Origin of the sequence: Aerococcus sp. UMB7834, from assembly GCF_030215145.1 — a bacterium.
Classification (GTDB): domain Bacteria; phylum Bacillota; class Bacilli; order Lactobacillales; family Aerococcaceae; genus Aerococcus.
The window spans coordinates 37,010-49,345 of record NZ_JASOLI010000001.1 but is presented as its reverse complement, the minus strand read 5'-3'; the positions used below and the strand labels follow the sequence as shown (position 1 = coordinate 49,345).

The following is a 12,336-nucleotide window of genomic DNA, read 5'->3' as shown; positions in this document are numbered from 1 at the left end:
ACAATGGCCAAACAATATTTAGATTTATTGCAACATATTTTAGATAAGGGGAGCTTTAAGGATGACCGAACAGGGGTAGGGACCCTGTCGACTTTCGGCTACCAGATGCGCTTTGACTTAAATGAGGGCTTTCCACTTCTGACAACCAAAAAAGTTGCTTTTGGTTTAATTAAGAGCGAACTCCTCTGGTTTTTAAGAGGGGATACCAATATCCGCTTCTTACTCGAGCATAATAACCATATCTGGGACGAGTGGGCCTTTAAGAATTGGGTGGAAAGCGAGGCCTACCAAGGACCGGATATGACTGATTTTGGTCTGCGAGCTGAAAGCGATCCAGACTTCGCGGCAGTTTATAAAGAAGAAATGGCTAAGTTCCGCCAGCTCATGCTTGAAGACGATGATTTTGCGGCTCAATATGGCAACCTCGGTGCGGTATACGGTAAACAGTGGCGCCACTGGGAGACCCGGGATGGCGGGGAAATCGACCAAATCGCCATCCTCCTCGACCAATTGCGACATACGCCAGATTCAAGGCGGATGATCCTCAGCGCTTGGAATCCTGAAGATGTGCCAGACATGGCCCTGCCTCCCTGCCATACTCTGAGCCAGTTCTATGTCCAAGATGGGAAATTGAGCTGCCAGCTCTACCAGCGGAGTGCCGATGTCTTCCTGGGTGTTCCTTTTAATATCGCCTCTTATGCTTTATTGACCCATCTTTTAGCCCGGGAGGTGGGACTCGGTGTGGGGGATTTCGTCCATAGTTTTGGTGATGTGCATATCTACAAGAACCACTTAGACCAAGTCAAGGAACAGTTGTCGCGCGAGCCCCGTCCCTTGCCCGAACTTGTCATTGAAGGAGAAGCCCCGATGGATGAGCTTGCGACTGAAGATATCTGCGTCCAGGGCTACGACCCTTACCCTGCTATCAAGGCCCCTGTTGCTGTTTAATGTCATGCTTTAACGTTGAAGGAGAGATAAGATGTTAATTGCCGTTTGGGCCCAGGCCCGCAATGGTGTCATCGGTAAAGATCAGAAGATGCCCTGGCACCTGCCCAATGATTTTCAATTCTTTCGTTCCCAAACCATGTACCATAAAATTGTTCTCGGCCGAAAAACATTTAAGGGCATGGGCTCTAAGCCTCTGCCTGATCGACAGACCTATATCCTGACTCGTTCAGAATCGATAGCAATCAATGGCGATAGCGCCTCTGTTGATCTCATCCATGCTATCGATCCAATTCTAGAACTCGCCAAGAAGGAAGATGTCTATATTATCGGCGGTAAGCAGATTTACCAAAGCTTCTGGCCTTATTTAGATGAATTACGGGTAACTTATATCGACCATGCCGTGGCAGGGGATACGGTCATGGATCCCGACCTCAGTGATTTCTACAGCTATGCGGAAATCAAGGGCGCAGTTGATGATAAGAATCCTTACCCGCATCGTTTTATTTTTTACCGACGGGAGGTTAAGTGATGACAAGACAAAGCAATGGCTGGCGCCGGGCCTTCTTTATTCTCCTCGGCTTAGTCCTGGCTCTGGTACTTGGCGTCATCCTTGTCCTCTCTAGTATCCGGCCCTCTTATGAACCGGTTGACCAGGGAGAGCTAGCCCAAACGGAAGAGACCATCCAAGCTGAAACCCAGCTCACTAGGGAGAGCTTCAACGTTCTCATGCAGGCCCTCCTAGCTGGCGACCAGGTGCCTTACCGCCTCCACTTGGACGATCAGGTCCATTTATTAGGCCAATTTGAGGTCTTAGGACAAGAGCTGTCTTATGAGATTCGTGCCCAGGCAGAAGCCCAGGATGACGGGAATATTGGTCTTGCTATCGAGGCGATTGAAGTAGAAGGATTGGACTTGCCCGTTGGAACTAGTCTAGCGCTCTTTAGCCGGCTCATTCCCGACCATGTGCCACTCAGTGTGGATAGGGACCAGGAGCGTCTAATTGTCCGCCTCGACCAAGTTTCAGCAAAAGGACAAGTCGCTATCGCAGCGCAAGCGATTGACCTGCCTAATAATCAGATCAAACTTGCCTTTTCTCTGCCTTTGCCTTATGCTGTAGAACAAATAGAAGCTTACCGACAAGGCCAGTAGAGGAGGTAGAAGATGTCACTTTCATTTTACCGCTATGTGGAACGATTTAGAGGGCGGGGCAGTCTAGAGAGCGACCAGAAGGAAGCTTTTGCTGACCTAGTTTATCGCGACCTGGACTTTCCCCGCGACAGTAAGGAATTCGATGAAATCAGCCGTTATATTGAAGGCCATAGTGACTATGCCGATTACATTTCATGTTTTGATGACTTATGGCAGGCCTATGACTATGAACAAGGTTAGAAAGTAGGCTCACATGCAGGAAGATAAATACACGCAAACAAGTGACCAAGCTAAAGCAAGCCCTAAAAATACAGGCAAGCTGGGCAAAAAAAGAGTCGGCCAGGGCGTTCTCTGCCTGTCAGTTGGACTGGTCTTGGGTATCCTAGGAACCAATACCTATACCACAGGCCGTTTACCCTGGGAGCTGCTATCTTCAGACCGGGCCCTATCGGCTGCGGACCTGCGCAAGCTCCAGTATGGCTACCAAATCTTGAACGACCAATATATTGGAGAAGTTAAGAAGGGGGAAGCCGTGAATAGCGCTATGGCGGGAATGGCAGATAGTGTAGGTGATCCCTATACCGCTTATTTGACCGGTGCTGCTTCAGAGAGTTTGGATGAAACCATCAAGGGTAGTTTTGAAGGGATTGGCGCCCAAGTCACCACCGAGAATGGCTGGCTTACGATTATCAGCCCCATCAAGGATTCACCCGCTGAAAAAGCTGGCTTACAGGCTAATGATATCATCCTCGAAGTCGATGGCAAGTCAACCAAGGGCTTGTCTACTGAGGAAGCGGTTAAGTTGATCCGTGGCGAGAAGGGGACAGAGGTCGAGCTGAAGATTAAGCGGGGGGACCAAGAGCAGACGGTCAAGGTGAAGCGGGATGAAATCCCTATCGAAACCGTCCATGCCCGTCTTATGGACCAAGCACCTGACGTCGGCCATATCCAAATCTCCGAATTCTCAGAAACGACCTACGACGAACTTGTTCAAAGCCTCAAGGACCTGCAAAAGCAGGGCGCTAAAAAATTCGTCTTAGATGTGCGGGGTAATCCTGGTGGCCTCCTGCCTTCTGTTTTGAAGGTTGCCAATATCTTCCTCGAAGATGGGCAGACCATTTTGAGGGTAGAAGACAACCAGGGGGAAGAGCAAGTCTACCAGGCCAATAGCCAAGACTTGGGCGACTTTAAGATCCAAGCTCCTCTCATTGTCTTAATCGACGAAGGCTCGGCCAGTGCGAGTGAAATCCTAGCCGGCGCCCTCCAACAGAGCGGTCAAGTGCCGGTCGTGGGCCAGAATTCTTATGGTAAGGGCTCCGTGCAGACTGTCTTCCCCCTTGATAAGAATGGGAAGATGAAGGTCACTGTAGCGAAATGGCTGACCCCTGACGGCACTTGGATCAATGAGAAGGGCATCCAGCCAGATATTGAGCAAAGCCTGCCAGACTATGCTAAACTGACCCTAATTGATACGAGCCAGCACTACAAGGCGGGCCAGCAATCTGAGGCCGTCCTCAATATTCAAAAGATCCTCCATAGCTTGGGTTATCTCAGCGAAGACCAGGTAAGCAGCCGTTACGACCAAGACACCGTTGAAGCGGTTCAAACCGTCCAGGAAGAAACCGGCTTGAAGGCCACAGGGGAAGTGGACGGAGAAACCGCCCTGCGTTTAACCCAAAAGATGCAAGAGAAGATTAAAGCCAATGATAGCCAGTTGGATAAGGCCATTGACGTCTTGGCGCAAGCTTAGAAAGAAGGCAAATTGATGAAACGATTTTTTAATGAAGTAATTTCTTTTATCCTCCCAATTCTCATTGCGGTTGTCCTAGTTTTAGGGGTGCAAAAATACATTGCCTTCCCGATTAATATTTCGGGTGACTCCATGGCGCCTACCCTCCACAATGGGGATATGGCCATCGCCTATCGCTTGGCTGAACCAGATCGAGGGGATATTGTCGTCTTCCCGGGCCCCGATGCCCCAAATGAAAAATACATCAAACGGGTGATTGGTAAGGCTGGCGATACGATTAAATACAAGGACAACCAACTCTATGTGAATGGAGAGCCCGTCGCTGAGGAATATCTGGAACCCTTAAAAGCCGCTAATCCCGGCCAGCTGGTGACCCAGAACTTCACCCTCGAAGAATTGACCAATGAAAAAACGGTACCTGAAGGAGAATTCTTTGTCCTCGGTGACAACCGTCCCGTTTCAAAGGACAGCCGCTATTTTGGCTTCGTCCACAGCGACCAAGTCGAAGGGACCACCAACTTTAGATTCTGGCCCCTATCTGACTTTGGCAAGATTCAAGAATAAATTTTAAGGAGGCAGCCTGCCTCCCTTTTTAATGACAAGCTATAAAGGAGTGAAAGAAGATGGCAACAATTCAATGGTATCCTGGACATATGGCCAAAGCCAAGAAAGAGGTTCAAAACCACCTGAGCCAAGTCGATTATGTGATCGAACTCAGGGATGCCCGGGTGCCCGAAAGCAGTAAGAACCCGATGATCGATCAGATTATCCAAGACAAGCCCCGGATCATTGTCCTTAACAAAGCAGACCTAGCCGATAAAGAAGAAACCCAGGCTTGGCTAGACCTGCTCAACCAAGAAGATGGCAGCCAGGCTTGCGCCTTAAACAGTAAAAACCCCAAGGAAATGAAACGCTTTAAGAAAAAGCTCTACGACTGGACAGCTCCAGTGCGGGACAAGTGGCAGGCCAAGGGAGTCAAACACCAAGCGGTCCGCCTCATGATTGTGGGGATCCCCAATGTAGGTAAGTCCACCTTTATCAACCAGTTTACCCAAAAGAAAAAGGCTCAAGTCGGGAATAAACCCGGTGTTACCAAGGGCCAACAATGGATTCGAATTGATAAGGATTTTGAACTTTTAGATACGCCGGGTATCCTCTGGCCTAAGTTTGAAGATCCAGAAGTAGGGACGCGTCTGGCCCTCTGTACAGCGATTAAGCAGACTCATTACTACAACGATGACATCGCCCTCTATGCTTTAGCCTTCCTTATGGACTATTATCCCGGTGTCATCGAGGCCAAGTATCCCATTGCAGCCGACCAGGTCCACCCTCCTTATCCGGAACTCCTCATGACCCTAACGGAAAAGATGGGCTTCTTAGATGATTATGACCGAGCCTCAGAAAAAATCATCAAGGATTTCCAAGATGGAGCCATTAGCCGGCTGACCTTGGACCGAGTGGCGGACTATCAAATGGCTCAGGAGGCAGCTGATAATGACTAAGCGCGAGAGCATCCAAGCTATTAAGGACCGACTCCAAGCCAAGGGAGCGAACCTGAGGCCGGAAGATCTGGCTCCCTATAGCCAAGACGAGCGCAAGGGGGTCCAGCAGGTCCTCAAGACTTACCAGCGCCGCATCGACCGGGCCCAAGAAGAAGGAGCAGCGATCCAAGAGTTGAGAGCCTATGAAGACCAGCTGAGGGCCCAGGGCTATGCCTATATTGCTGGCGTTGACGAAGTGGGGCGGGGGCCCCTGGCTGGGCCAGTTGTCACTTGCGCAGTCATTTTGCCCCCAGATATGCCAGCTGTTTACTTCAATGATTCCAAGCAGCTCTCCCATAAGAAGCGCCAGGCCTTGGTTGCTGATATCGATAAGTATGCCCTGGCCTGCGAGATTGCCTTCAGTCCCGCTGATCGTATTGACCACATTAATATCCTCCAGGCGACTAAGGAAGCGATGGCGGCTTCTGTTAACCAGCTCCAACCCCAGGCTTCCTACGTCCTAGTTGATGCGGTAACTATACCGGGAATCAGCCAGCCCCAAGAGGCGATTATCAAAGGCGATGCGCGAATTTATTCCATTGCTGCGGCTTCGATCTATGCCAAGGAGTACCGGGACCGTCTCATGGCAGACTATGCCGATCTTTATCCTGAATATGGTTTCGACCAACATGCAGGCTACGGGACTAAGATCCACTTAGAGGCCCTAGCCAAGTACGGCCCTTGTCCCATCCACCGCAAAAGCTTTGCACCGGTTAAAGATTTTATTTAATGAATAAATCACTTGATGAACTGGGCTCTCTTTCGTTTATATATGAATGAAGGAGTTGATAAGATGTTTAACAAGCTAAGCCGCCGCCAGCAAGTGATTTACCTGACTGAATCGGGCCTCATTCCCTATAGCGAGCGCCTGCGGTTATTACAGGATCCTGACCGAGAAAGAGTGAAGATCCCAGCCAAACACTATGACAGATGGCAAGACTTTACCGCCCACTACCCACCGGCCTATTTCCAAGACCTCTACCAAAAAGAGGGAGTCGTGCCCCTTGTCCTAGGAGACGCTGCCTATCCTGAGGGACTTGTAGAAACCCATAAACCAGCCCTTGTCCTCTTCTGCCAGGGAGACCTTACTTTATTAAAACGCCTAGCCCTAGCGGTAGTTGGTAGCCGTAAAATGACGGCTTATGGCCAAGAAGCACTAGAAAGTCTCCTACCAGAAGTCGCTAAGAAATTAGTCATTGTCAGCGGATTGGCAAATGGAATTGATTGCGTATCTCATCAGATAGCTATGGAAGAGCAAGGGAAAACCATTGCGGTTATCGGGACTGGCTTGGGTCAAGTTTATCCAGACAACCATGCCAAGCTGCAGAGCCAAATTGCACGCGACCACTTGCTGGTTTCGGCCCTGCCTTACCATGCGGGGGCCAAGCGCTGGCACTTTCCTTACCGCAATGAAATTATCGCGGGACTTTCTGCCGCCTGCCTAGTAGTCGAAGCGGGGCATAAGAGTGGATCTTTGATTACAGCGAATTATGCCTTGCAGGCTAACCGAGATGTCTTTGCCGTACCTGGTCCCATCAACCAGCCGCTCTCTCGGGGGACCAATGAATTGATCCAGGCAGGGGCTAAGCTGATTTTGACCAGTCAAGATATCCTGGAAGAGTATAGCCATCTTTTTTGAATCATTTCTACTATAATAAGGGACAATTTAAGCAATTTTTTTCTCTTGCCATCATTTTATATTTGACAAAGAATCTTGAATGGCATAATATGAGAATCAATTTGACAGCTTATCCGACACTTCAGCCTTTTCCAGCATCTTCTTATTATCCTGTCGGGTAAATTCGAAAGGAGTTATTCTTTTGGCTTATAAGTACCTTGTCATTGTGGAATCACCGACTAAGGCGAAAACCATTGAAAAATATTTAGGCAGAAATTACAAAGTGGTCGCAAGTAAGGGCCACTTGCGGGACCTTCCTAAGAGTAAGATGGGGATCGATATCGAAAATGAGTATGATCCTTACTATATTACCATTCGGGGCAAGGGCCCCATTATTAAAGAATTGAAGAAATACGCGAAAAAAGCAGAAAAAATTTATCTGGCTTCCGACCCGGACCGGGAAGGGGAGGCTATTGCCTGGCACCTGGCCTATATTCTAGGCCTAGACCCTAAGGATAAAATCCGGGTGACCTATAATGAAATTACCAAGGAAGCCGTCAAGGAGGCCTTCAAGCACGCCCGGCCGATCGACAATGACCTGGTAGATGCCCAACAGGCGCGCCGGATCCTCGACCGCTTGGTGGGCTATAGCCTGTCACCGATTCTCTGGTCCAAAGTCAAAAAAGGACTGTCTGCTGGACGGGTTCAATCGGTCGCTTTACACTTAATCATTGAACGTGAAAAGGAAATTCGCAATTTCAAACCAGAAGAATACTGGTCTATTGACGGGGAATTTAAGAAGGGCCGAGAAAAGTTTAAAGCCAATGCTTCTAAATTCAAAGGCAAAAAGCTTGATCTAAAGAACAAGCAAGATGTTGACCAGTTGATGGCCCACATCACATCAGATGAATTCACCATTGCCAACCTGACCAAGAAGGAACGGCAAAGAAAGCCACAAAAACCTTTCACCACGTCTTCGCTCCAACAAGAAGCTTCTAAGCGGCTTAAATTCCGGACCCGGAAGACCATGATGATCGCCCAACAATTATATGAAGGGATTAATATTGGCAAGGGAAGCGTCGGTCTGATTACCTACATGCGTACCGACTCTACCCGGGTCGCTGATGTCGCCAAAGAAGGGGCCAGTGACTTTATCACTAACACTTACGGTAAGGAATACCTGGGTAAGCAAGGGCAAAACAAGGCCAAAAACAGCAATGCCCAAGACGCCCACGAAGCCATTCGTCCTTCAGCTCCCGACCGGACCCCTCAGTCCATCGAATCTTACCTGACCAAGGACCAGTACAAGCTCTACAGCCTTATCTGGTGCCGGTTTATGGCCAGTCAAATGGCGCCTGCTATCTATGACACAGTAGGCTGCGACATTGTCCAAGGAGAAGTTTCTTTCCGGGCAACAGGTTCACAAATCAAATTTGAAGGTTATCAAAAAGTCTACGCTGAGAAAAAGGAAAAGGATAATCCGCTCCCTGACTTAGCTAATGGGGATACTGTAAAGAGTGTCAGCTTAGATCCTAAGCAACACTTTACCCAGCCACCAGCCCGCTATACGGAAGCTAGCCTCATCCAAACTTTGGAAGAAAACGGCGTCGGGCGGCCATCGACCTATTCACCAACTATTGAAACCCTGATCAAACGCTACTATGTTAAGATCGAAGCCCGGCGCTTTGAGCCGACCGAGCTCGGTGAAATCGTCAACCAACTTGTTGCCACTTATTTCCCAGACATTGTTGACGTGAACTTCACGGCCAGCCTAGAAAATGAGCTGGATAAGATTGAAGAGGGCAAGGAAGAGTGGGTGGAAGTCATCGACCGCTTCTACCAACCCTTCGCCAAGGACTTGGAAAACGCTGAGGAAAAAATTGAAAAAATTGTCATCAAAGATGAGCCCGCTGGTTTCGACTGCGAAAAATGTGGTCATCCCATGGTGATTAAATTGGGACGCTATGGCAAATTCTACGCTTGCTCTAACTTCCCTGACTGTCGGAATACTAAGGCAATTGTCAAGGAAATTGGTGTTGACTGTCCTAAGTGCCAAGAAGGCCAAGTTATTGAGCGGAAATCGAAAAAGAACCGTATTTTCTACGGCTGTAGCCGCTATCCTGACTGCGACTTTGCTTCTTGGGACAAGCCCATTGGTCGACAGTGTCCAGTTTGCCAAAACTACCTCGTTGAAAAGAAAAAGCGGGGGAGTAAACAAGTCAAATGTAGCCAATGCGACTACCAAGAAAGCGAGCAAAAAGGGGATAATTAGAATTTCTCCCCAGTTTCTAGTTCTGCCTCTTAATCACTTTTTTGCTATAGCAAAATAAATTAAAAACTATTTATTCGAAGAGATAAAATCAATTTCCGACTTTGGATGATTTTATCTCTTTGTTTGTGTTATAATATTTAGGTAAAAGAGGGTGAGTGCCATCGAGTTGACAGCAAAAGGAAAAGCCTTCCTAAACTATCTTAAAAATGAAAGACACTATAGTGAAGAGACGCTCCTAGCCTACCAGCATGACCTTGAGGAATTTGCGGACTTTCTATCGGAAGCAAATGTAAACGATTTAAAAGATTTGACTTATCAAGATATCCGCCGCTATTTATTCCAATTACAAAAAAAGAACCTGGCCAAGTCATCGCTTGCCAGACGTTTGAGTAGTTTAAGGTCTGCTTTTACCTTCTTCCAAGAATCCGGTTGGGTCGATAACAATCCTTTTCAATATGTTCATTCGCCCAAGCAAGGCATGCACCTGCCGGACTTTTTTTATGAGGAGGAGCTGCTCGCTCTATTCGAAGCCGTCCAAGGTCCTGAAGCACTCCAGCAGAGGGACCGAGCTCTTCTCGAATTTCTTTATGCAACAGGCGCCCGGGTTAGTGAATGCACGGAACTTAGCTTAGACCAAGTTGACTTGGACGCCATGGTCGTGCTCCTCCACGGTAAGGGGGGCAAGGACCGCTATGTGCCGTTCGGTGGGCCTTGTAAGGAGGCTTTACAGACCTATCTAGTTGAGGGACGCCAAGAGCTCCTAGCTAAGTCTGGCGAAGACCACCAGCTCGTTTTTGTTAACTACAAGGGACAGGGGCTCAGCCGTGAGGGGATTGCCTACATTCTCAAGCAGATTGTCAAACGGAGTGCCTCCCAGCTGGCCATCCACCCGCACAAACTCCGCCACTCCTTTGCCACCCATTTATTGAACCATGGAGCAGATATTCGGACTGTCCAGGAGCTACTGGGCCACTCCAGCCTCTCCACTACCCAAATCTACACCCATCTTTCTAAGGAAAGCCTACGTCAGAATTATATGACTTTTCACCCGCGGGCCCAGCGCCAAGGGTACAATTCAAACCGATCATCTCAGGAGGATTAAGATTATGGAAATTCAGGAAGTATTAGATAAAATTCGCCAAGTTAAACGTGTCGTTCAAACCGAAGATATTATTTCAGAAGACAAGGGCAGCGATTTTCCTTTCCAGCGTTTAGTTGAAGAAATCTCTGAAATTCTCGCAGTCAATGCCTACCTATTAAATTACGAAGGCCAGCTGCTCGGTTATTTGTCTATCTTTGATGACATTAACAGTGCCCGGACCCATCAAATGATGGAAGAGAAGCAATTAGACCCCAATTACATGAAGCGGGTCCAAGAACTTACCGTTACCCTGACCAATATCCCCGTTGAAGATGAACGTACTATTTTTGCCAATGAATATGCGGCCAATTTTCCTAATGGTAAGACGACGATTATTCCGATTATCGGCCATGGGCGGGGATTGGGCTATCTGATCCTAGCACGTAAAAAACATGCCTTTGATGCCGGTGATATGATCCTAGGAGAATATGTTGCGACGATCCTGGCTATTGAAATTGAAAACCTCCTTCACCAGCAAGAAGACCGCCAACAAAAGAACCGACTGATGGCCAAAAAGGCAGTGGCTTCCTTGAGCTTCTCCGAATTGGCTGCTATGCGGACAATCTTAAAGGATAAAACCGAGCCTAGCTTCCGCTTCACTGCCTCACGTTTAGCGGAAAAAGAGGGTCTGACCCGGTCCATCATTGTTAACGGCATCCGCAAGATGGAATCCGCCAATATCCTCTCCTCCCAGTCACTTGGCACTAAGGGCACCTTTATCGACCTCTACACCGAAGAGAACCTCCATCTGATCCAGGAAACCTTAGACCAAGAAGAGCGCTAAGCAAGACGATACGATAAAGAAAAAAAGGAGCCGGAAAAACTCCAGTTCCTCTTATATAAAGCTAGCTCTACCAGCTAGTTCACGACCGATGGGAGATCCTTAATAGATCATCCATCGGTCGCTTAAATTTTAGGGCTTCTCATTTTAAGTTTTAATATTTCAAGTACTATTTTTAATATCAGCTATTTTTGAGCAAGAGTGGAGCTTGAAAGTGATCGTTAGCTATGAACAAGCAAGCTTCAGGGTGTGAAGGCTAGCGGGAGAAATAGACCTCTGGAGCAAAGGGACAGAGAAGACTGAAAGTCTTCGACGGCTCTTTAATGATCACTTTCAATGCGGAAGGAATGCTCATCTATACAATTTAGAAAAATATTCTTATTTTTTGGCTCGAAAACCAAAAGGAACTTTGGATTCGCTACCATTTAAGATGCGTTCAATATTGGTCCGGTGCCTGAGGATAACGATCAAGCATACAATGACTAAGATCAGTTGGAGGAAATGATCGCTAGTAAAGAGAAGCGACAAGACCAAAGCCGTCAACACACCACTGATTGAAGCTAAGCTCACCATGCGCGAGAAGTAGAGGACTAAGAAGAAGGCGCCAATTCCCAAAAGGGAAATCAGGGGCGCGTAGAAGAGTCCCATGCCGAAGCTAGAAGCCACGGCCTTACCTCCCTTGAACTTGAGAAAGATCGAGAAGCTATGGCCCAAAATAACCGCAATGCCATAAACCAGGGGATGCCAAGTAAAGGCAGTAAAGCTCTGGGCAATGAGGACAATGAGCCCTGCTTTGAGCATATCGCAGACGAAAACGAATAAGCCACCGGTCCTTCCGAGAGCACGAAAGGCATTGGTGGTCCCGATATTGCCTGAGCCGTAGTCACGGAGGTCAGTCTGATAGAAGACCCGACCGATCAGTAGGCCGAAAGGAACTGAGCCAAGAAGATAAGCAACAATTAGAAGTAATAAATTTAATAACATATATTCACCTGCTTTTTTGACATGTCTATATTATAGCATTATTCCGACCGCCCTTGATTAAAAAATTCAAAAGGGGTAAAGAACTAGGCAAAGGAAACAGGCATTGTGAATTCAGCAAAAATCGAGTAAGATGGTAAAAGATGTCTTTTTGA

At 47.8% G+C, this 12,336-nt stretch carries 13 protein-coding genes; 12 read left to right on the top strand and 1 reads right to left on the bottom strand.

The window, feature by feature from the left end; all coding sequences use genetic code 11:
- Positions 1 to 3: 3 nt before the first annotated feature.
- The 12 genes from QP339_RS00225 to QP339_RS00170 all read left to right on the top strand — a co-directional run bounded on the left by QP339_RS00225 (position 4) and on the right by QP339_RS00170 (position 11,203).
- A complete protein-coding gene (locus QP339_RS00225; RefSeq protein ID WP_284909923.1) occupies positions 4 to 948 on the top strand; it encodes a thymidylate synthase in 945 nt (314 codons plus the stop codon).
- 31 nt (positions 949 to 979) lie between these two features.
- Positions 980 to 1,477 (top strand): dihydrofolate reductase, encoded by a 498-nt coding sequence (locus QP339_RS00220; RefSeq protein WP_284909921.1) that lies wholly within the window; start codon positions 980 to 982, stop codon positions 1,475 to 1,477.
- Positions 1,477 to 2,097, top strand: coding sequence for a DUF2140 family protein (locus QP339_RS00215; protein WP_284909920.1), 621 nt, complete (start codon positions 1,477 to 1,479; stop codon positions 2,095 to 2,097). The genes QP339_RS00220 and QP339_RS00215 overlap by 1 nt, the downstream gene beginning before the upstream one ends.
- A 12-nt stretch (positions 2,098 to 2,109) precedes the next feature.
- A complete protein-coding gene (locus QP339_RS00210; RefSeq protein ID WP_070619489.1) occupies positions 2,110 to 2,337 on the top strand; it encodes a YozE family protein in 228 nt (75 codons plus the stop codon).
- 13 nt (positions 2,338 to 2,350) lie between these two features.
- Positions 2,351 to 3,847 (top strand): S41 family peptidase, encoded by a 1,497-nt coding sequence (locus tag QP339_RS00205; protein ID WP_284909918.1) that lies wholly within the window; start codon positions 2,351 to 2,353, stop codon positions 3,845 to 3,847.
- A 15-nt stretch (positions 3,848 to 3,862) separates the two neighbouring features.
- Complete coding sequence (lepB, locus tag QP339_RS00200; RefSeq protein ID WP_284909917.1) at positions 3,863 to 4,411, top strand: signal peptidase I; 549 nt, start codon at positions 3,863 to 3,865, stop codon at positions 4,409 to 4,411.
- 59 nt (positions 4,412 to 4,470) lie between these two features.
- Positions 4,471 to 5,349 carry a ribosome biogenesis GTPase YlqF gene (gene ylqF / locus QP339_RS00195; protein WP_070619479.1) on the top strand — a complete coding sequence of 293 codons (879 nt, stop codon included), beginning with the start codon at positions 4,471 to 4,473 and terminating at the stop codon, positions 5,347 to 5,349.
- On the top strand, positions 5,342 to 6,118 hold the full coding sequence (gene rnhB / locus QP339_RS00190) for a ribonuclease HII (RefSeq protein WP_284909916.1): 777 nt from the start codon (positions 5,342 to 5,344) through the stop codon (positions 6,116 to 6,118). The genes ylqF and rnhB overlap by 8 nt, the downstream gene beginning before the upstream one ends.
- Before the next feature lie 63 nt (positions 6,119 to 6,181).
- Positions 6,182 to 7,027 (top strand): DNA-processing protein DprA, encoded by an 846-nt coding sequence (dprA, locus tag QP339_RS00185; RefSeq protein WP_284909915.1) that lies wholly within the window; start codon positions 6,182 to 6,184, stop codon positions 7,025 to 7,027.
- 181 nt (positions 7,028 to 7,208) lie between these two features.
- Complete coding sequence (topA, locus tag QP339_RS00180; RefSeq protein WP_070619468.1) at positions 7,209 to 9,278, top strand: type I DNA topoisomerase; 2,070 nt, start codon at positions 7,209 to 7,211, stop codon at positions 9,276 to 9,278.
- Positions 9,279 to 9,438: 160 nt separating this feature from the next.
- Positions 9,439 to 10,380, top strand: coding sequence for a tyrosine recombinase XerC (gene xerC, locus QP339_RS00175; RefSeq protein WP_502869640.1), 942 nt, complete (start codon positions 9,439 to 9,441; stop codon positions 10,378 to 10,380).
- 4 nt (positions 10,381 to 10,384) lie between these two features.
- Positions 10,385 to 11,203, top strand: coding sequence for a hypothetical protein (locus tag QP339_RS00170; protein WP_070619466.1), 819 nt, complete (start codon positions 10,385 to 10,387; stop codon positions 11,201 to 11,203).
- A 375-nt stretch (positions 11,204 to 11,578) separates the two neighbouring features.
- On the opposite strand, the gene plsY is transcribed toward QP339_RS00170, so the two are convergent.
- Positions 11,579 to 12,184 carry a glycerol-3-phosphate 1-O-acyltransferase PlsY gene (gene plsY / locus QP339_RS00165; protein WP_284909913.1) on the bottom strand — a complete coding sequence of 202 codons (606 nt, stop codon included), beginning with the start codon at positions 12,182 to 12,184 and terminating at the stop codon, positions 11,579 to 11,581.
- Positions 12,185 to 12,336: the final 152 nt, after the last annotated feature.